Origin of the sequence: Variovorax gracilis (genome assembly GCF_030317115.1) — a bacterium.
Classification (GTDB): Bacteria; Pseudomonadota; Gammaproteobacteria; order Burkholderiales; family Burkholderiaceae_C; genus Variovorax; species Variovorax gracilis.
In genome coordinates, this window is sequence record NZ_JASZYF010000029.1 from 1 (window position 1) to 19,761 (window position 19,761).

At 68.9% G+C, this 19,761-nt stretch carries 21 protein-coding genes; 18 read left to right on the plus strand and 3 right to left on the minus strand.

Features of this window, described 5'->3' with window-relative positions; all coding sequences use genetic code 11:
• Positions 1 to 537 (plus strand): hypothetical protein (locus tag QTH97_RS30350; protein WP_286572310.1); only part of this gene is annotated, 537 nt, incomplete at its 5' end.
• A 462-nt stretch (positions 538 to 999) separates the two neighbouring features.
• Here the strand turns inward: QTH97_RS30350 and QTH97_RS30355 are convergent.
• The 3 genes from QTH97_RS30355 to QTH97_RS30365 form a co-directional block, all read right to left on the minus strand.
• A complete protein-coding gene (locus tag QTH97_RS30355; protein ID WP_286572311.1) occupies positions 1,000 to 1,302 on the minus strand; it encodes a type II toxin-antitoxin system RelE/ParE family toxin in 303 nt (100 codons plus the stop codon).
• A gap of 20 nt (positions 1,303 to 1,322) precedes the next feature.
• A complete protein-coding gene (locus tag QTH97_RS37075; RefSeq protein WP_353655677.1) occupies positions 1,323 to 1,604 on the minus strand; it encodes a YlcI/YnfO family protein in 282 nt (93 codons plus the stop codon).
• Positions 1,605 to 1,991: 387 nt separating this feature from the next.
• On the minus strand, positions 1,992 to 3,926 hold the full coding sequence (locus QTH97_RS30365; protein WP_286572313.1) for a S8 family serine peptidase: 1,935 nt from the start codon (positions 3,924 to 3,926) through the stop codon (positions 1,992 to 1,994).
• Positions 3,927 to 4,351: 425 nt separating this feature from the next.
• Between QTH97_RS30365 and QTH97_RS30370 the strand changes: the two genes are divergently transcribed.
• The 17 genes from QTH97_RS30370 to QTH97_RS30450 all read left to right on the plus strand — a co-directional run bounded on the left by QTH97_RS30370 (position 4,352) and on the right by QTH97_RS30450 (position 19,759).
• Positions 4,352 to 5,416, plus strand: a complete 1,065-nt coding sequence (locus tag QTH97_RS30370) for a sigma 54-interacting transcriptional regulator (RefSeq protein ID WP_286572314.1) — start codon at positions 4,352 to 4,354, stop codon at positions 5,414 to 5,416.
• 256 nt (positions 5,417 to 5,672) lie between these two features.
• Complete coding sequence (locus tag QTH97_RS30375; protein WP_286572315.1) at positions 5,673 to 5,930, plus strand: hypothetical protein; 258 nt, start codon at positions 5,673 to 5,675, stop codon at positions 5,928 to 5,930.
• Positions 5,931 to 5,956: 26 nt separating this feature from the next.
• Positions 5,957 to 7,612: a phage tail sheath family protein gene (locus QTH97_RS30380; RefSeq protein ID WP_286572316.1), complete on the plus strand. Its 1,656-nt coding sequence runs from the start codon at positions 5,957 to 5,959 to the stop codon at positions 7,610 to 7,612.
• Between the two features lie 15 nt (positions 7,613 to 7,627).
• A complete protein-coding gene (locus tag QTH97_RS30385) occupies positions 7,628 to 8,152 on the plus strand; it encodes a phage tail protein (protein WP_286572317.1) in 525 nt (174 codons plus the stop codon).
• Positions 8,153 to 8,175: 23 nt separating this feature from the next.
• The gene (locus tag QTH97_RS30390; RefSeq protein ID WP_286572318.1) at positions 8,176 to 8,883 is read left to right on the plus strand and encodes a hypothetical protein; all 708 of its coding nucleotides are present in this window, start codon (positions 8,176 to 8,178) and stop codon (positions 8,881 to 8,883) included.
• On the plus strand, positions 8,880 to 9,611 hold the full coding sequence (locus QTH97_RS30395) for a hypothetical protein (protein ID WP_286572319.1): 732 nt from the start codon (positions 8,880 to 8,882) through the stop codon (positions 9,609 to 9,611). The genes QTH97_RS30390 and QTH97_RS30395 overlap by 4 nt, the downstream gene beginning before the upstream one ends.
• Entirely contained in the window at positions 9,608 to 10,945 is a 1,338-nt protein-coding gene (locus QTH97_RS30400) for a Pvc16 family protein (protein WP_286572320.1), read from the plus strand. The genes QTH97_RS30395 and QTH97_RS30400 overlap by 4 nt, the downstream gene beginning before the upstream one ends.
• Positions 10,942 to 12,885, plus strand: a complete 1,944-nt coding sequence (locus tag QTH97_RS30405) for an ATP-binding protein (protein ID WP_286572321.1) — start codon at positions 10,942 to 10,944, stop codon at positions 12,883 to 12,885. Before QTH97_RS30400 ends, QTH97_RS30405 begins: the two co-directional genes overlap by 4 nt.
• Positions 12,876 to 13,151 carry a hypothetical protein gene (locus QTH97_RS30410; protein ID WP_286572322.1) on the plus strand — a complete coding sequence of 92 codons (276 nt, stop codon included), beginning with the start codon at positions 12,876 to 12,878 and terminating at the stop codon, positions 13,149 to 13,151. Before QTH97_RS30405 ends, QTH97_RS30410 begins: the two co-directional genes overlap by 10 nt.
• Positions 13,148 to 15,145: an eCIS core domain-containing protein gene (locus tag QTH97_RS30415; protein ID WP_286572323.1), complete on the plus strand. Its 1,998-nt coding sequence runs from the start codon at positions 13,148 to 13,150 to the stop codon at positions 15,143 to 15,145. Before QTH97_RS30410 ends, QTH97_RS30415 begins: the two co-directional genes overlap by 4 nt.
• On the plus strand, positions 15,097 to 16,038 hold the full coding sequence (locus tag QTH97_RS30420; RefSeq protein ID WP_286572324.1) for a hypothetical protein: 942 nt from the start codon (positions 15,097 to 15,099) through the stop codon (positions 16,036 to 16,038). Before QTH97_RS30415 ends, QTH97_RS30420 begins: the two co-directional genes overlap by 49 nt.
• A complete protein-coding gene (locus QTH97_RS30425) occupies positions 16,035 to 16,727 on the plus strand; it encodes a CpXC domain-containing protein (RefSeq protein WP_286572325.1) in 693 nt (230 codons plus the stop codon). Before QTH97_RS30420 ends, QTH97_RS30425 begins: the two co-directional genes overlap by 4 nt.
• Before the next feature lie 14 nt (positions 16,728 to 16,741).
• Positions 16,742 to 17,401, plus strand: coding sequence for a CIS tube protein (locus QTH97_RS30430; RefSeq protein ID WP_286572326.1), 660 nt, complete (start codon positions 16,742 to 16,744; stop codon positions 17,399 to 17,401).
• Complete coding sequence (locus QTH97_RS30435; RefSeq protein WP_286572327.1) at positions 17,401 to 17,775, plus strand: LysM domain-containing protein; 375 nt, start codon at positions 17,401 to 17,403, stop codon at positions 17,773 to 17,775. The genes QTH97_RS30430 and QTH97_RS30435 overlap by 1 nt, the downstream gene beginning before the upstream one ends.
• On the plus strand, positions 17,765 to 18,904 hold the full coding sequence (locus tag QTH97_RS30440) for a hypothetical protein (protein ID WP_286572328.1): 1,140 nt from the start codon (positions 17,765 to 17,767) through the stop codon (positions 18,902 to 18,904). Before QTH97_RS30435 ends, QTH97_RS30440 begins: the two co-directional genes overlap by 11 nt.
• 13 nt (positions 18,905 to 18,917) lie before the next feature.
• A complete protein-coding gene (locus tag QTH97_RS30445; protein WP_286572329.1) occupies positions 18,918 to 19,427 on the plus strand; it encodes a phage baseplate assembly protein V in 510 nt (169 codons plus the stop codon).
• An 11-nt stretch (positions 19,428 to 19,438) separates the two neighbouring features.
• Positions 19,439 to 19,759 carry a hypothetical protein gene (locus QTH97_RS30450; protein WP_286572331.1) on the plus strand — a complete coding sequence of 107 codons (321 nt, stop codon included), beginning with the start codon at positions 19,439 to 19,441 and terminating at the stop codon, positions 19,757 to 19,759.
• The last annotated feature ends 2 nt before the right edge of the window (positions 19,760 to 19,761 follow it).

A 19,761-nucleotide genomic window follows, 5' to 3' on the forward strand; every position in this document is an offset into this window, starting at 1 on the left:
CCAAGTCAATGCCCAGAATGTCGATGTCCATCGCAGACCTCCAATGCAAGAACGGTTGATGAACCGCTCAGTTTCCTATCGGGGTGGCGCCGGGTCCATCACAGTAAAAAGATACGCTTTGCTCCGAGAGCCTTTGCTGGCGCGGGTTTCGAGACGTCGGCGCATCGTCTGGAGCGCTTCCCCAGGGCGGCCAACGACGGCGATGTACAGTCCGCCGACAGCCTGCTTTGGTCGGTCATGTCCACCTATGTCTATCGTTTCGTCGGTCTGGAAGCCCTGCCCGGTCGCCTGACAGACTTCGACCTCCAGCAGTTCTTCCAGCTCGGCACCGGTGACGTCGAGGCGATTCGCCAGCGGTTCCGATCAGACCCCCTCCAAGCGTCACGGACCAAATACGCTCATCGAGACGCTGGAGAAGATAACCAGCCGATGCGCCACTGGCATCTGAACCGTATTCAATTCGGCGAGCTACCTCTGTCGCGCGACCGATGCCGCAGCCGCCTGAGCAGCCTTAACGTGCCCGTAGTCTCGAATTGACTGCGGCAGCGCGGCGATCAGCGTAGCCGCGGGCCACGTCCGTGCGTCAAGGCTCTCAAGAAGCTCCTTAGGGGGTACTCGTCCTTATCGTGTATGTATGGACTCGGCGCCTTTTGCAAACTCTCTTCGGTGACAACGACGTAAACGCGGTGATCGTACTTATCGTGCGGATTGATACGGTCGCCCGAAACTTCTCTATTTAAGTCAACGACTTGCGACGGTGCGCCTTTGCGCAGAGACGCAGGCCGGTAAGTGGTTGTCCCGTGTCGATTTTCTTGACCTACCCGTATCAATTTTCATCGAAAGCACGATTACCCCTACTTGCGCAGCCCTGCGATAACCCGCCCCTACGAAAATCGCAGCCGAATCCTGACCGCAGTGCTCGCTTTTGTGCATCAGTCTTTGTCGATCTGGCGTTGCCGGATCAGTCAATTGTTGGTTAAAGCCTTCTTCGCGGGCAGGTCAGTGATAGTCTTCCTCGCGCTGATGTCGGACGGCCAGGACTTTGACGGTCTTTCCGGGAAGGATCTCATAGAGTGCGACGTAGCCTGATGCGCCGATTCCCACGATCAATTCCCGGCGGGTGGTTCGACGTCGGTCGCCGGCTTTGCGATAGGCCCAAGGATTCTCCGAGAGCCTCGTCATGATGTTGCTTCGGAGTTCATCCAAGACCCGCTGGGCATGTTCTAGGTCTTCCAGCGTCTGCGCCCGATCAACGAGAAAATCGAAGAGGCGCCATAGGTCTTCTTCGGCTGACGGAGTCATGTCGACTCCGAACAGGTCCATCACAAGTCGCGGCCTTGCAAGCTCCTGCGCCGCGCGTTGATTCGGTCCTGAAGCCGATCGAAGACCTCATTCGCTGGGCGGGATATTCCGTCGCGCTGGTACTGCCGCCAAGCGGCATCGCCACGGGCATGAAAGTCAGCTTCCACACGCCGAAAATCAACCGCCTGTCGGACCGCGTCCGCCACGAAGGTGCTGATCGTTTCGTTTTCTCTGAGCACGGCCTCGAGTTGAGTGCGCAGCTCGGGCTCAACGCGGACTACAGGCAGGGTTGAGGACTTCATGGAGTTACTGTATCACAAATGTAATGCAACGCCTTGATGGGGGGTGCGGGAAGGGGTACATGATGTTCTTCGCAATGTTGCAAGTGCGGCAGCAGGTGACGAGGTTACGCCCATAGCGATCACCAACCATTCGTCGATGCCGCTGCACGACGTGAACATCACGGGTTCGGGCTTCTCGCAGGCGGTCGCGGCCACCCTGGCGCCGGGTGAAACCCGCGTGGTCCGCGTCAGACCGAAGGGCGAATCCGGCCTTGGCATTTCCTTCGTGGCGGGCGCTCGGCGCGTTGCGCCGAGAAGGGCTACTTCGAGGGCAACGGCTTCTACTCGGTCAAGGTGGTGGTGCCACAGGATCTGTCGGCGTCGGTTCGAGCAGACCTTTAGCCTGGGCTAGGCCGTCTCGGCAACACGCCTGCGCGTTCCGCGCGGCTGCCCCTTCGCGCCTTTTCCTGTCCTGACGGGTTTGACGGCTTTCACCGTGCCCGCAGGCTTCACCGCCTTCACCGCAGGGCCCACCGCGCCCTGGCCCCCAACGGCGCGCACCGGCGGCGGGAAAGCGAAGGTCAATCCGAACGAGATCAAAGTGCCCGCGTCTTGCGCCGCAGCGTCCGCGATCGTGAGCGTCCAGGTTCCACGGCACGACTTCCCGGCGGCGCGGGCAAGGTTCGGGGCGCTGGCAGCGTCGAAAGCGCGTCGGATCGATTTGGCCGAGCCGCCTTGACGCTTGTGCAGCACCACATCGGCCATGCCGCTGCCCGCGGGCGCCTTCAGCGTGAGCACGAGGTCGCCGATGAAGCTGTGCGTCAGATCGATGGACACCGTGAGCGAGGCCACCGGCGTCGCATCCAGCACATCGAGCGCAAACGACACCGTCTGCAGATCGGGGATCGGCGCATCGAAGCGACGGCTGACCACCAGCTCGCTGCGCGGCGCAGGTCGCGCCAGCTCGACGGCCGTTCGTGCATTCAGCCGGCCGTGTCCGTACTTGTCGCTGTGGCCCTGCGGGTCGTAGGCGCCGTCGCCGGGATCGATGCGGTCGCAAGCGCGCCTGAGCAGGTCCTTGACGTCTCGCCAGTTGAGTGCGGGGTTGACCGAAAACACCAGGGCCGCGACGCCGGCCGCACCAGGGCAGGCGCTCGATGTTCCGCCGAAGCTGTTGGTGAACGTGCCCGCCGCATCGCCATCCGCGAGCTTGCCCGTGTTGTAGCCGGCACTGCCCTGCCGGTCCGTCGTCCAGATGCCCGTGGTCAGCGGCTGCTGTTGACTGAACGGGGCGTGACCGAAGTCGTTGCTTGGAAACGCGCACCAGACCGCCTTGCCGAAGTCGCTGTAGACGCTTCGCTTGCCCCGATCGTTGCAGGCAGCCACCGCAATGACTTTCTCGGCGCTTGCATAGCCGTCGTTGTCCACCGACTCGTTGCCGTTGCCGGCAGCGAACAGCACCACACACCCTTTGCCGCCGCGGCCCTGCGTGGTCACGTAGTCCAGCGCCAATCGCGTGTTGGCGGGCAAGGGCACCTTGTGGTTGTGGCGCGCATCGCTCAGGTCCCACCAATCGCCGTCGGGCGGGCCCCAGCTGCATGAGATGACATCCGCGCCATGGTCGGCGGCCCACTTGAAGGCATCGCCCTCGCGCTGAGAGCCCAGGCCCGAGGCAAGCCGAATCGGCATCAGGCGCGCCTTGGGCGCCACGCCCGATGCCCCGGCGGCGCCGTTGGCGCAGGCCACGCCCGCGCAGGCCGTGCCGTGGTTGTCCCCATTCTCGGGACCGGTGCCAAACGTATCCTGGGGCCGCGGATCGTCGGTCAGGTCGGTCGCGTCACGCGGAGCGACCTGCTTGCCGGGCCCGGCGAACTCGACATGGTCGATGTCCACCCCGTCATCGATGACGGCGATGGTGATGCCCTCGCCCTGCGAGATCTCGTGCGCCGCCGCGACGTTGGCATGCGCATCGATCGCCACGCCAGCGAGCGTGGTCTTGGCCAGGTGCCACTGCTGAGGCGCGATCGCCTTCGATGCGCGCCGGCGGATGATCTCGGGGTGGCAATACTCCACGTCATCGCGCGCGAGCAGCTTCTGAGCGATCTCGAAGACTTTCTGTCCCGTGCCCTCGGGCGCCGACACGAAGTAGGCATTGGTCGCGTACTCCACCGTCTGCTTGATGCTCAAGCCCGCTTCACGCAGCACTTCGAGGCAGTTGTCCGGATCGGCCGTGTCGATGAACTTGACGAACAGGTTCTCGGTGTAGAGAACCGGCTCGGGGCTGCCGGGTTCGACGAGCACGCCCCCGGCAAAGCGCACATCGGGCACTGCGCGCAAGGCCACCTTGCGCTCGTCAAGGCTGCGCTGCGACTTCCCCGTGGGAACACGATAGACTCGACCTGCGCCTCCGGATAGGCGGCCACCAGCGTGGCGTCCCGCAGCTCGGCCGTCTGCGGTGCAGCGACCGGGCCCGCGGAGCGGGCGAGCGATCGACCGCTTCGCGTGCGCACCACGATCAGGTCGTTCGAGGTCTCGAGCTTGACGCTGGGTTCGTTCTTCGCGCCAAAGTGGACGACTGGCATACACCCTCCGCAACATCAGATGCAACGCGGGCAGCTTAGAAGTCCTCGCGCGCGCCGGAATCCTCATTCCTGAGGATTCAAGACAGCGCGCGCCCCGGCGCACTGCCAATACCTCGTTCGACGGATGTTCAATTCGACGGGCTGGCGCATGATGCGCGGCTGCAAACAGAGCAAAGGGACCGAAGAATGCGCACCAACAGTTCTTCCTGCTCGCAGACCGAAGCCATCCCTTCTGCCATGGAAGAGCGCGACTTCGACAGCACGATGTTGGCTCAGAACCTGGTCGGCCGCAGCGCATGCTTTCGCGAAGCGATGGCGCTGGTGCAGCTGTATGCCGCGTGGAGCGCACCCCTTCTGATCTCGGGTGAAACCGGTACCGGCAAGGAGCTGGTTGCGCGTGCCGTCCACTACCAGGCGCAGCGTCGGCATCGGCCCTTCATTCCGGTCAACTGCGCGACGCTGCCCGACACGCTGGTCGAAAGCGAGCTGTTCGGCCACACACGCGGCGCCTTCACCGATGCCAGTCAGGCCCGCGAGGGCCTGGTCCGCATGGCCGAGGGCGGCACGCTCTTTCTCGACGAAATGGAGGCCCTGTCGCCACGCGGCCAGGGCGCGCTGCTGCGCTTCCTGCAGGATTCGAGCTACCGCGCGCTGGGAGGCAACCAGCTGCATCACGCGGACGTGCGCATCGTCGCAGCGACCAACACCAACCTGCACGAGCGCGCGGCGGCCCGAGGATTCCGCGACGACCTGCTCTATCGCCTCGACGCCTTCCACGTCAACCTGCCGCCCTTGCGCGAGCGCCTGGACGACCTGGACCTGCTGGTGCCCCACCTGCTCGCCAAGGCGGCCCGTCAGACCGATGGCGTGGTGCGACGCATCGGGCCCGCCGGGCTCGCGCTGCTGCGTGGCTACGACTGGCCCGGCAATGTCCGCCAGCTGGAGAACGTGCTGCTCAAGGCGCACGTGGTCTGCCAGGGGTGCGAGGTCGGCGTGGCCGAGCTGCAGCGATGTGTGCCGGAGCTCGTGCAGGCCGACACGACGCAGGCGCCAGTCACACCGTCGCAGTCGCTGCGCGAAGCCAGGCGCGCGGCCGTCGTCCAGGCCGAGCGGCGCTTTGTCGAGGACTGGCTCGCGCGCACGGCCGGCAACATCAGCGCCGCCGCGCGCCTGACCGGCATCGAGCGCGCGTCGCTGAGCCGGCTGGCCAAGAAGTACGGCGTCAAGGCACGCGAGCTCGGCAGCATCTAGCCGGGCCGTGTCGTCGGTCACACACCCCGTGTCTGTTGCGGCACGCAGGCCGCCAGCGCGCATGGCTTCTGCGAACAAGTAGCCGCGGCCCTCGCAGGCGCCGTGTCATCCATCGCACGGGGCAGCTTCGCGCGAAACGCGTGAGCCCAATGAAATCAAGCACTTAACAACGTTCGAGCGGTGGCACGCCATCTGCAAGGCAGGCCGGTCATGACTCCGCGGTCTTCCCACCATGCCCGGCGCGCCGGCCGATGCTGTGACAGATGTGATGGCGGCCCTGCGCCGCTATCTGCACGTGTACCCGCTCGCCTGCGACACGGTGGAAGGCATCGCGGCCTGGTGGCCCCTGCCGCGCACGGCGGTGAACTCTCGCGAGGTGGTCGCCGCGGCGCTGGACGCACTGGTCGCCAGCGGGGAGATGGAGTGTGCCTTGGGCGTGGACGGTCTCGCGGTGTACCGCACCGCACTTTCCGTGCGCCGCCGGGGAATGCAGGTGGAGCCCCCAGGCTCCTGATCGTCAACTGATGAATTGGGGGAAGTATGCCCAGTGCCCTGAGTTACCCAGGCGTCTACGTGGAAGAAGTGCCCAGCGGGGTTCGCACCCTGACGGGCGTGGCCACCTCGATCACGGCCTTCATCGGACGGGCGGCTTCCGGCCCCACCAACGAACCGGTGATGCTGACCAGCTTCGCGGACTACGAGCGCCGGTTCGGTGGCTTGGCCGTGGACTGCCCCCTGTCCTATGCCGTGCGCGATTTCTATCTCAATGGCGGCGCATTGGCGCTGGTGGTGCGGGTCGTCGGTACGGTGGCGCCGCCGCCGCCGCCGGCACCCGCACCGGCGCCAGCACCCGCACCGGCGCCAGCCCCCGCCCCCGCTCCCGCTCCCGCTCCCGCTCCCGCTGCGGCCGCCACCCTCACGCTGCCCACGGGCCTGACGCTCACGGCTGCCAGCGTGGGTGGCTGGGGAAATCGCCTCTCGGCCAAGGTCGACTACGAGACCGACAGCCTGGCGGGGACCGACACCACGCGATTCAACCTGCTCCTGCGCTTCCAGCCGCGGGCTGACCGCGACGAGTTCGTGTTCGAGACGATCGGCTCGGTTTCCACGACGGCCAGCAACCCGCGTTATCTGCCGCTGGTGCTGGAGCGCGAATCCACCCTGGTGCGAGCGCTGGGCACGGTGCCTGCAGCGCGCCCGAGCCCCACGCCCAACTGGGTGCCAGCGTCCGGCGGTGAAGACGGGCCGCCGCTGCGCGCCGCCGACGTGCTGGGCAGCCCCTTGAACCGCAGCGGCATCCACGCGCTGGCCAATGTCGATCTGTTCAACCTGCTGGTGATCCCGCCCTTGGCGCGTGACACCGCTTCCCTGCCGTCCACCTACACACCGGTGCCGGCCAACGTCTGGCAGGACGCGCTCGCGCTGTGCGTGGAACGCCGCGCGATGCTGATCGTCGACCCGGATCCCGCCTGGGGCGCCACCGCGGCGACCGCGGTGACCAGCGCGCAAACCGGCCGCACCGCGCTGGGCTTCAGCGGCACGGCGCCGCGCAACGCGGCGCTGTACTTCCCGTGCCTGCGCATGGTCGACCCGCTGCGCGACAACCGCGTCGACACCTTCATGCCCAGCGGCGCCGTGGCCGGCATCATGGCGCGCACCGACGTCGCGCGCGGCGTCTGGAAAGCGCCTGCCGGGCTCGACGCCGGGCTCAGCGGCGTGCAGGACCTGCAGATCAACCTGACCGACCTGCAGAACGGCCAGCTCAATCCCCTGGGCATCAACTGCCTGCGCTCCATGGGCGTCAACGGCCGCGTCGTGTGGGGCGCGCGCACGCTGCGCGGCGCCGACGCCAGCGCCGACGAATACAAGTACGTGCCGGTCCGCCGGCTCGCGCTGTTCCTCGAGGAAAGCCTGTACCGCGGCACGCAGTGGGCGGTCTTCGAGCCCAACGACGAGCCGCTGTGGGCGCAGGTGCGGCTGAACCTCGGCGCCTTCATGCAGGGCCTGTTCCGCCAGGGCGCTTTCCAGGGCGCGTCGGCGCGCGACGCCTACTTCGTCAAGTGCGACAGCCAGACCACGACGCAGGCCGACATCAACCTGGGCGTGTTGAACGTGATCGTCGGGTTCGCGCCGCTCAAGCCGGCCGAGTTCGTCGTCATCAAGATCCAGCAAATGGCCGGCCAGATCCCCACCTGATCGAGGAAGAACGTCATGGCACAGTTCAGCGTCAACGCCACCCGCTTCGACCCCTACAAGAGCTTCAAATTCCGCGTGAAGTGGGACGGCCGCTACGTGGCCGGCATCTCCAAGGTGGGCGCGCTCAAGCGCAGCACCGAGCCGGTGGAGCACCGCGAGGGCGGCGACCCTTCCTCCACGCGCAAGTCGCCGGGCCGCACCAAGTTCGAGGCCCTCACGCTGGAGCGCGGCGTGACCCACGACGTGGAGTTCGAGCGCTGGGCCAACAAGGTCTGGAACTTCGGCTCCGGCCTCGGTGCCGAGGTGTCGCTCTCGAACTTCCGCAAGGACATCATCATCGAGGTCTACAACGAGGCCGGCCAGCTCGCCATCGCCTACAAGGTGTTCCGCTGCTGGGTCTCGGAGTACCAGGCGCTGCCGGATCTGGATGCCAACGCGAACGCCGTCGCGATCCAGACCCTCAAGCTCGAGAACGAGGGCTGGGAGCGCGACTACGACGTGGTCGAGCCGGCCGAGCCCACCTTCAACGAGCCCGTCTGAAAGGCCAGGTTCAGGGGGTGGCGATGCGCGCACTGCCCGGCTCCGAGATGTTGTCGCTGTGGGAGCGCGGCGCCGCCCGCCATGCGCTGGACCGCAGCGCGCTGCTGGCGGCCGCGGCCCGGCCCGACTGGCCGGCCGAGGACATCGCCGACCTGCCGCTGGGCGCCATCAACGCCAGCCTGCTGCAACTGCGCATGGCCTGCTTCGGCCCGCGCATCGACGGCCACGCCGATTGCCCCGCTTGCGGGGAACGCCTGGCGCTGGCATTGGATGTGCACGAGCTGCTCGGCGCGGCCTGCGAACACGATGCGCCCGGATCGACACGCGGCATCGAGGTCGCCGGCCTGCATGTGCGCGCCCCCACCCTGCGCGACCTGGCCGCCGTGGCCCACGAAGCGGATGCGGCGCGCGCGCTGCTGACGCACTGCACCCTGGCCGGCGATGCGTCGCAACTGGACGACGCGGCGCTGCAGGCCGTGGAGCAAGGGCTGGATGCGCTCGACCCGCTCGCCGACCTCGCGCTGGCCCTGCAGTGCGTGGCCTGCGGCCACGCCGACCTCGTGCAGCTCGACGCCGGCCAGCTGATGTGGGACGAGCTCGAGGCGCAGGCCCTGCGGCTGCTGCGCGAGGTGCACCTGCTGGCCAGCGCCTACGGCTGGAGCGAGGCGCAGATCCTGGCGCTGACGCCCGCGCGGCGCGCGAGCTACCTCGCGATGACGGGGCCCCCATGACAGGCCTGTTGCAGCGCCTGGCGGCGCGCGCCACCGGCAGTGCCTGGACGGTGCGCACCGATGCGCGCCTGCCCTTTCATCCGGCGCCGGTGGAGCAGGTGCAAGACGTGGCGCTGCCCATGGCGACGGCCGCGCCAGGAAGCCCCGCGTCGGTGCGCCACCCGCAGGAGGCCGCGCCGCCCGATCGCCACGTCGACCCGCCGCGGGCCGCGGCGCCAACGCCGACGACGGACGCCATCGAGCGCAGGCCGGTGCAGCCGCCACGCACACCGCCCGCCGCGCCGGTGGACGACGCGACGACGCAGCCGCCCGCGATGCGGCCGGCAGCGTCGTCGCGTGCGCCGGTCGCCACGCCCGCAACCGCACCTGCCGCCCGCTTCGTCGCCGCCACGCAGGCCGTGGCCGCTTCGATCCACGCGCGAACCGACGCGTCCGCCGGGCCGAAGCCATCGCCCGCCGCGCCGCGCGGAGACCCCGCGCCGCTGATGCCGCTGCAGGCACAGGGCGCGTTGCAGGCCGGTGCGCCATCGCAGGCCCAGCCCCGTGCGCCAGCCGCGGTGCAGATGGCGGCGCCGTCCGGCCCCGGCGCCGACACCGAGGTCCACATCCACATCGGCCGCATCGACGTGACCGCCGTGCACGAGGCGCCGCGGCCCAAGGCCCGAGCGCGCGAGCATGCGCCGCTGGTGTCGCTGGACGCCTACCTGGCCGCCAGGAGCAAGCCGTGAGCACGGCACTGGCCATCGCCGGTGTCAGCGCGGTGCTGCGCGACCTGCTCAACGACGGGCTGGTGAACCGCAACGTCAGCGGGGTGCTCGGCGCCAGCGTCACGGTGAGCGTGCTGGCCCCCGACCGCGTGGTGCCCGTCGGCGGCACCGAGGCCTCGCAGCTCAACCTCTTCCTGTACAGCGTGACGCCCAACACCGGCTGGCGCAACGAGGCCCTGCCCTCGCGCGACACGGCGGGCCGCGCGCGGCTCACCAATCCGCCGCTCGCGCTGGACCTGCACTACCTGCTGTCGGCCTACAGCGCGGCCGATCTGCATGCCGAGATCCTGCTGGGCTATGCCATGCAGCTGCTGCACGAGATGCCGGTCCTCTCCCGCGAGGCCATCCGCACGGCGCTCAATCCGTCGCCCGCGACCGGCGCCACCCTGCCGCCGGCGCTGCGTGCGCTGGCCGACGCGGGGCTGGCCGAGCAGGTCGAGCTCATCAAGGTCACGCCGCAGCACCTGAACACCGAGGAGATGTCCAACCTCTGGACCGCCACCCAGAGCAACCTGCGCCCCAGCATGGCCTACAGCGCCTCGGTGGTGCTGATCCAAGCCCAGCGGCCGGCGCGCTCGCCGCTGCCGGTGCTCACGCGCGGCCCCATCGACGAGGCCACCGGGCGCGAGGCCGGCATCGCCGTGCAGCCCAGCCTGCTGCCCAGCGTTCCGGTGCTGGTGCAAGCCGTCTTCCCCTTGCGCCAGCCCGTGGCAGCCATCGGCGACACCGTGGCCCTGCAGGGCAGCCTGCTCGACGGCACGCAGCGCGAAGCCTGGTTGCGCAACGACCGCTTCGACATCGTGCGCATGCTGCCGGTGCTCGCCGCCGCGGCCGACCGCCCGGCCGCGACCGTGGCCGCCTTCTCGCTCGCCGGCCAAGAGGCCGCACTGCCTGTCGGCGTGTACCGCACCAGCGCACGCCTGACCCGGCCCGACGCCCAGGGCGAAGACCGGCTGCACGAGACCAACACCCTGCTTCTCACGCTGGCGCCGCGCATCACCAACCTGCCGCAGTCCGTCGCGCGCGCGGGCAACCTCTCGGCCACCGTCACGATCCAGTTCACGCCCGACCTGCGCGCAGGCCAGCGCGCGGTGCTGGTGGTGGGCGGCACGCAGGTACTGCCGGAGACGGCGGGCGCGACGGCGAACTCGCTGGTCTTCGTGATTCCCGCGGCGCCCTTGGGCGTGCACCCGGTGCGGCTGCGCATCGACGACATCGACAGTCCCATCATCGACATGGACTTCGAGCCGCCGGAGCTGCCGCGCTTCCTGGACCGCACGCTGGAGATCACATGAACGCGCCCGACCGCATGCTCGCCTGGAGCGATGCCAACCAGCGGCGGCTGGTGGCGGAGTTCGCGCGGCTGGCCATGCTGCTGGGAGACGGCACTGGCGACACGCGCGGCACAGGCGACGCGGCCGAGGCGCAAGGTGCGGTCGACGCGCAGCGCGCAACCATGCCCGCGCCGGCCGCCATCGACAGGCTGGCCGCGCTGTTCGAGCTCAGCGCCTTCGAGCGCGATCTTGTGCTGCTGGTGGCCGGCGTCGAGATGGATGCACGCATCGCCGGCCTGTGCGCGCAGGCCGGCGGCCCTTCGCACCGGCCCTGGGCCAGCTTCAGCCTGGCGCTGGCCGTGTTGCCGCAGCCGCACTGGAGCGCCCTGGCGCCGACCGAGCCGCTGCGCCGCTGGCGCTTGCTGGAGGTGGATGACAACGCGGGCCTCGCCAGCGCCAGGCTGCGCCTCGAGGAGCGCGTGCTGCATTTCATCGCCGGGCTGAACGCGCTCGACCATCGGCTGCAGCCGCTGCTGCGCCCGCAGGCACCTGCCGGCGCCATGGGCCGGGACCAGAAGGCCGCCGTCGCCCGACTGGTGGCTTGGCTGCACGGTACCCGCGGCCCCTTCCCCGCCGTCGTGCTCGACGGCGACGATGCGGCCGGCCTGCACGACGTGGCCGCCGCGGTGGCGCAGGCCTTGGGTGTGGGGCTGTACCGCCTGCACGCGGCCGACGTGCCGACCGCCGCCACCGAGCAGGCCGCCTTTGCCGCGCTGTGGGCCCGCGAGGCCGCGCTGCTCGGCTGCGGCCTGCTGATCCACTGCGAGGAGCGCGAGACGCAGGCCGCGATGACCCGCCTGGTCGCGCGCCTGGGCGGCCTGGTCTTCGTCAGTGGAGAAGGCCTGTCACTGGGCAACCTGCCGCAGCTTCGCCAGGCGGTGGCCGCACCCGAAGCGCCGGAGCGCCTGCAGCTCTGGCAGGAGGCGGTGGGCGGCCGTGGCGCGGCGCTGGCACCGACCCTCGGCACGCTCGCCACGCACTACCGCCTGGGCGCGCGCCGCATCAAACAGATCGCCGCGCAGGCGCAGGGCCAGGACGCATCCGCCGATCGCTCCTTGCTGCACGACGCATGCCGCGGCCCGGCCCATGGCATGCCGGGGCTCGCGCAGCGCATCGACACGCGCGCGCGCTGGTCCGATCTGGTGCTGCCCGAGGCCCAGCTGGCCGTGCTGCGCCAGATCGCGGCCCATGCGCGCCACCGGATCACGGTGCATCACGATTGGGGCTTCGCGGCCCAGGGCGCGCGCGGGCTGGGAACCGCGACGCTGTTCTGGGGCGACAGCGGCACCGGCAAGACGCTGGCGGCCGAAGTCATCGCAGCCGAGCTGGACCTGGTGCTCTACCGCATCGACCTGTCGGCCGTGGTCAGCAAGTACATCGGCGAGACCGAGAAGAACCTGCGCAAGGTCTTCGACGCGGCCGAGCAGAGCGGCGCGATCCTTCTCTTCGACGAGGCCGATGCGCTCTTCGGCAAGCGCAGCGAGGTGAAGGACAGCCACGACCGCTACGCCAACATCGAGGTCGGCTACCTGCTGCAGCGCATGGAAAGCTATGGCGGGCTGGCGATCCTGACCACCAACCACAAGACCGCGCTGGACAGCGCCTTCCAGCGAAGGCTGCGCTTCGTCGTGCACTTCCCGTTCCCGGACCAGGCGCAGCGCGAAGGCATCTGGCGCGCGGTGTTCCCGCGCGCCGCGCCGCTCGAGGGCATCGACTACGCGAAGCTCGCGCGGCTCGATGTGCCTGGCGGGACGATCCGCAACATCGCGCTGTCGGCTGCGTTCCTGGCGGCGCAAGCGGGCACGCCGATCGGCATGGCGCAGTTGCTGCGCGCGGCGCACCTCGATGCATCGAAGCACGAGCGCGCGATCGCGAATGCGGAAACCGGGGGATGGGTATGACACAGGTGCACATCGAGATCGAGCGTCTGGTCCTCAACGGCCTGAGCGCCAAGGACGGGCACACCGTGGCCGGCGCGCTGCGCGAAGAGCTGAACCGGCTGTTGAGTGCGCCCGAGGTCGCGCAGCAGCTGTCGCGCATCGTCGGCGCACCGGTCCTGCGCGCTGCGAATCCGGCCTTGCCCACCAGCACGAGCCCCCATGAGCTCGGCGTGAACGCGGCACGGGCGATCGGCAGCGAACTCATCAACGAGCGGGGCGCATCATGAGCGAGCGCAAGGCAGCCATCCCGGGCCAGAAGAGTCCCGCCGAAGGCAGCAGCGCCCCGGCGCGCCGCGCTGGCGATCGCGAGCTTGCCGCCAAGGCCGACGCGTCCGGCGCGATCGAACAAGGCTTGCGCGCGCCCGCCAAGCCGCTGGACAAGGAAACAAGAAGCTTCTTCGAGCAACGCTTCGGCCACGACTTCGCCAGCGTGCGTGTGCACGCTGGCGCCCGGGCGGCCGCATCCGCCGACGCGCTCAACGCCAAGGCCTATACCGCGGGCAGCGACATCGTGTTCGGCGCCGGGCGCTATCAGCCCAACACCCGCCACGGCAGCGAGTTGCTGGCCCACGAGCTCGCGCACGTGGCGCAGCAACCGGGCGGCACCTGGGCCGGCGGCAGCGTTCGGCTCAGTTCGCCCGACAGCCCGGCCGAGCACGCCGCGGCGACCAACGCCAGGCGAGTCGTCGCCGGCCTGGCGCCGGCGAACGTGGGCGTGGCGGAACCCGGCATGGTGTATCGCACGATCAAGGACGACCTGAGCAAGGCAGTCGCCGGATGGGGCACCGATGAAGAAGCCATCTTCACGCGGCTCCAGGCGGCGACGCCGGACGAGAAAACCGCGGTGCTGGCCGACCCGCTGCTGATGCAGGACCTTTACGACGATCTCAGCCGCAGCGACTGGAGCCGCGTCCTGCGCCTGCTCGGCGCGGCCGCCGAGTCCAAGATCAACGCCGCATCGGAAGGCTGGGGGACCGACGAGGACGCGATCTTCGATGCGCTGCGCGACACCGCCGCCACGGAGCTCAAGCGCCAGATCGAAACGACGACGATCCTGCTGACGCTGCGCGACGAGCTGTCCGACGACGACCTGGGCCAGGCGCTCGCGATCGTCGCCGAGAAATACGCGAAGGAGCCGTCGATCAGCTGGGAGTCGACCTTCCATGTGCTGGTGCTGTTTCCCGACGCCATTCCGCAGGCGTGCAAGTACCTCACCAACCTGGGCGTCAATGTCGCGACCGGCGTCATCGGCTTTCTGCAACGCGGGCACCTGATGGCGCCCGCGACGGTGTCGGACATCAACACCTTCATCGAGAACGACAACCTGGTCACGCGCGTCGAGGCCGCCTTCGAGGCGCGCTGGAACCTCGACCTTCGCACCCGCAAGTCCGCAACCGGCAAGGTGCCGAACTGGACCGTCAACCAGATCCGGAACGTGCATCGCTCGCTGCAGCAGCTGCCGCCCGGCCACGTCGTGCGACCGGCCCAGATGGTGCCGGGCATTCAGGCCGGCGAGGTGGCCGCCTTCGAGCTCGACGCCCTGAAGCCGCACATGGGCTTCTGGGACGCGAGCCGCGGCACCATCCTCGTCGGGGAAGAGTTCGGCGACATCGCCGGGCTGACGCGCCACGAGGTCGGCCATGCGATGGATTCCTTCCTTGCCGGCACCACGACGACCTTCAAGCAGAACGCGGTGAATGGCTGGCGCTGGAGCAACTCCTCGGCAACCTGGGAGACGGCGATGGCGAGCCCGTGGGCGCGCAAGGATGGGAGCGTGGTGCCGGTGGCCGACCAAGGGGCGATCAGGACGCATCTCGATGCGTACATCACAACCGACGGCAGCGCCGGCCTGCGCGACGGCACGCCGGCCAATCACGCGATCCGGAAGTACTGGAACGACGACGTCCCGATGATCGAGGCGGCCAAGGGCCTGGCCGGCCGGAAGGACAAGGTCTGGAACGCCCCCGGCAGCATCAAGAAGATCGGCGCCCGCTACTACAGCTGGAGCGCCTACTACCACGAGTTTTATGTCTACAACGCGGTGGTGCAGGACAAGCGATTGACCGACTACCAGCTGTTCGGCCACCCGGAATTCTTCGCCGACATGTACGAGGCCTATTACGAGGAAGGCACCGGACCCACGCGCGGCGACAAGCTCAAAGGAGTGCCAAATTGGAAGCAGTTCTTCGACGGCACGGTGCATACGGCGGTGCAGACCTGAGCGCAGGCGGCCGCATCGGCGCACTGCGCGACGTGTTGGCGGCGGTGGTGCCGGGCGCGCTCGCCGATGTGGATGCCCTCGGCGATGCGATCGGGCCAGAGCTGGACGCCTACGGCGAGTTCATCGCCTCGGCCGAGGCGCCAGTGGCCGGCGTGCTCGTGCGCGGTGAAGGGGCCGGGTTCACGCGTCGCGTCGCTGCCCTGCTGGACGACTGGGGCATGCCCGAAGAGTCCAGGCGCTTTCACGCCACGCTCGCCGAGGCCTTCGAGCACAAGCGCGTGTTCCTGAAACTCGAGTGGCAGCGCGCGGCAAAGACCGAACGGCAGGTCGCTGTCTATTACCGGCGCCGACCGCGGGTGCACGATGCGCTGAAGCTGCTGGCGGCCTTCACCGGCACCTGCCTGCGGCTGCAGGACTTTCGCGAACTGGGCGCGCTGCTGGGCAAGGACACGGTTCATTTCGTCGCGTTCACCACCCGGGCCGACGCGCCGCTCCAGTACAAGTTCTATTTCTCCCAGTACCTCACGCCCGATTCGTATGCGGCGGCAGACCACCGCCTGCAGCGCTGCGTGCAACGCTTCGTCGGCGACTCGCCCGCGGTCACGCGATGGCTGGCGTACCGCGACAGGCTGGCGCCGCGCCATCGAGAGCAGACCCTCTTCGTTTCGCTTGCACAGTCCGAAGACGGCGGCGACGGCTCGCTGAAGATCGACTACCCCGATGTCGCGCCCCTGGTCGCTGCGGGGCTGCTCGACGGCCGCAGCGCCGCACAGGCCGAGGAACGCCTGCGCTGGTTGTGCGAAGCGGCCGGACGCGACGAACTTTCCTATCTGGGGCTGCGCCTGGGCGCGGGGGCGCACCCGGTGCTCAAAGGCTACGCGGACCTTCCATGAGCCGTTGCATCGTCCAGGCCGTGACTTGCCCTGCCTGCGGCGCGAGCCAGCAGGAGAAGCTGTTCGTCAGCGTCAACGGTGCGCGCATCACGGAGGCGGCCGACCGCATCATCGACGGCGCCTGGGGCCAATGGTCCTGCCTCAACTGCGGCGCGAGCGAAGTGCTGGATACGCCGCTGCTTTTCAGCGACCTGCCCGGTGGCCTCTGGATCGTGCAACGCGACCGCTCGGAGCGCGACCGGTTCGCGGCGCTCGAAAAGGAGGCCGATGCGATCTTCCAGCGCGAGTTCATCGAGCGGCCGCCACCTGCGATTCGCGATCAGGCGCTTCGCGTGAAGCGGCGCCTGTGTTTCGGACGCGCGCAGTTGGCCGACAAGCTGCTTGCGCATCGCGAGGGCATCGACGATTGCGGGCTCGAATGCCTGAAGCTCGTGCTGACGCGCGACTACCTGCAGGAGCTGTATCCCTTCGGCCCGGTCGAGTTCCACCTGAAGCAGGCGGACGCCAAGGCCTTGCGGCTGCACGCCATGACCCTGGCCGGCGCCGGCCCGGTGCTGGAGGTGTGCGTCAGCCGCGAGAAGTTCGACGCGATCGCCGAAGACCGGCAGAGCTTCCAGGAACCCTTCGCCGACCTGTTCAGCGGGCTCTACGTCAATGCGTCGCGCTACCTGGGCGATGGGGTCACCTGAGCGGGAGACTTGTCATGTCGACCTTCCCCAACTCCCCCAAGCTCATCAAGGGTGGCCTGGTGCTGATCGACCCCGAGTCGGCCCAGGTGCAGCGCGTGATCTCGCTGCAATACAACGCCGACTCGCTGACCCGCAAGCTGCAGGCCCAGACCACCGGCGGCGCCGGTGCCGAGCGCGCCGAGCCCACGCGCTTCAAGGGCCCGCCGGTGGAGACCATCAGCTTCGACGCCGACATCGATGCGACCGACCAGCTCGAGTTCCCGGACCAGAGCGCCAACACCGTCGCCCATGGCATCGCGCCCCAGCTCGCGGTGCTGGAGTCGCTGCTGTCGCCGGGCTCGGCGCAGTTGCAGCGGGTGGACAGCCAGGCCAGCTCCGGCACGCTGGAGATCGCGCCCATGCTCGCGCCGCTGGTGCTCTTCGTCTGGGGCAAGAGCCGCATCGTGCCGGTGAAGCTGGCCGACTTCTCGATCACCGAGGAAGCCTTCGACCCCGCGCTCAACCCGATCCGCGCCAAGGTCTCGTTCAGCCTGCGCGTGCTGTCGGTGGACGACCTGGGCTTCTCGTCCAAGGGCGGGGCCTTGTTCATGACCTATCTGCAGGGCAAGGAGAAGCTCGCCGCCAAGGCGCAGCCGGTGAGCTTCGCCACGCTCGGCATCGGAGGGATCTCGTAATGACCGATCCGATCCAGGCCTTCATGCAGGCGAACGGCCTTGCGCAGCCCGCCTTCGCGCCGGACAGCCGCCATCACGGCCTGCCGCTGGCGCAGACCACCCTGCCCGATGGCCGCGAGGTGGTGTTCGTCACGCGCCGCTTCCTGCCGCCGCCGGAGAACTTCGCGCGCCTGGCGACCGTCACGGTGGTGGCCGGCGACCGGCTCGACAACCTCTCGGCGCAGCACCTGGGCGCGGCCGAGCCGAACTGGCGCCTGGCCGACGCCAACGGCGCGATGCTGCCCGAGGCGCTGGTGGCCGAGGTCGGCCGCCTGCTGGCCATCACCTTGCCCGAAGGCGTTCCCGCGCCGGGCGGAGCCGGAGATGTTCGCTAAGGGCATCCAGCTCACCTTGATGATCGGCCCGATCGTGCCGATCCCGGTGCCGCGCGCGGTGATCGACGCGCTCGAAAGCGTGGAGGTGCGCACCGCCAGCGGCAGCGCGAGCGGCTTTCGGCTCAACTTCTCGATCACGGCGCGTTCCGAGCTGAACACCATCTTCCTGCTGGCCGGCGTCAACTCGACGCCCGTCACACCGGCCCTGCGCGTGCTGCTGATCGTCACGCTCAACGGCCAGCCGCAACCGCTGTTCGACGGCGTGATGACCGATGTGCAGCTGCAGCCCGGCAGCCCGGGCCATCCCGGCAGCCTGGTCGTGACCGGCGAGGACGTGACGCGGGTGATGAACAAGCAGGACTGGAGCGGCCTGCCCTTCCCCGCCGTGCCGGTGGAGGGCCGCGTGGCGCTGCTGTGCGCCAAGTACGCGCCCTTCGGCCTCATCCCGATGATCATCCCGGTGCTGTTCCCGGACGTGCAGATCCCGGTCGACAAGATCCCCGCGCAGCAGGGCACCGACCTGGCCTACATCAAGGAGCTGGCGCACGAGGTGGGCTATGTGTTCTACGTGGAGCCGGGCCCGACGCCGGGCACCAACATCGCCTACTTCGGACCCGAGCTGAAGATCGGCGTGCCGCAGCCGGCGCTGAACGTGGACATGGACGCGCTCACCAACGTCGAGTCGCTCAGCTTCAGCTTCGACCCCGAGAAGGGCGTGCTGCCCGTCGTGTTCATCCAGAACCAGCTCACGCGCGTTCCGATCCCGATCCCCATTCCCAACATCAACCCGCTGCAGCCGCCGCTGGGTGCGCTGCCCACGTCGCTCTCCAACATTGAGTTCATGAAGGACACGGCCAAGAAGAGCCCGATGAAGGCGATCTCGGCCGGCCTCGCGCGCGCCGCCAAGTCGCAGGACTCAGTGACCGGCACCGGCTCGCTGGACGTGGTGCGCTACGGCCGCCCGCTGAAGGCGCGCGGGCTGGTCGGCGTGCGCGGCGTGGGCATTGCCTACGACGGGCTGTACTACGTCAACAGCGTCACCAGCACGCTCAAGCGCGGCGAGTTCAAGCAGCGCTTCGAGCTCACGCGAAACGGCCTCGTTTCGATCACCCCCAAGGTCCCCGTCTGAGGAGCAATGCGAAGTGCCCGAGAAGTTCTACGGCAAGTACCGCGGCATGGTGCTCAACAACATCGACCCGATGCAGATGGGCCGCTTGATGGTGCAGGTGCCCGACGTCGGCGGCGTGATGCCCTCGACCTGGGCCATGCCCTGCGTGCCGGTGGCCGGCATCCAGAACGGCATGTTCGCGCTGCCGCTGATCGGCTCGGGCGTGTGGATCGAGTACGAGCAGGGCGAGATCGATCACCCGATCTGGGTCGGCTGCTTCTGGGGCAGCGCGGCCGAGGTGCCGGCGCTGGCGCGGCTCACGCCGCCCGCGGTGCAGGCCATCACCTTGCAGACACCGCTGCAGAACGGCCTGACGATCAGCGACCTGCCCGGGCCCAGCGGCGGGATCATGCTCAAGAGCGCGACCGGTGCGACGCTGATCGTCAACGACACCGGCATCTACATCCAGAACGGCAAGGGCGCGTCCATCGTGATGACCGGTCCCACGGTCACGGTCAACGCCGGCGCGCTCACCATCGTCTAGGGCACCCCACGATGTCCGGCCCGCTCCTCCACCTCGGCGCCACCGTCATGTGCATGCATGGCGGCCAGGCCACGCCCAGCGCGCCGGTGCCGCGCGTGCTGGTCTCGGGCCAGCCGGTGACCACGCAGGCCGCGCCCTACCTGGTGGCCGGCTGCGCGTTCTCGCCGCCGCAGGGCAACGGGCCTTGCGTGACGGCGCAATGGATCGTGGCGGCCACCCGCGTGTTCGCCACCGGCCAGCCGGTGCTGCTGATGAGCAGCCAGGCCCTTTGCGCGCCCACCGGCACGCCGCTGATGGCAGTGGCCGCGCAGACCCGCGTCATAGGGATGTGAAC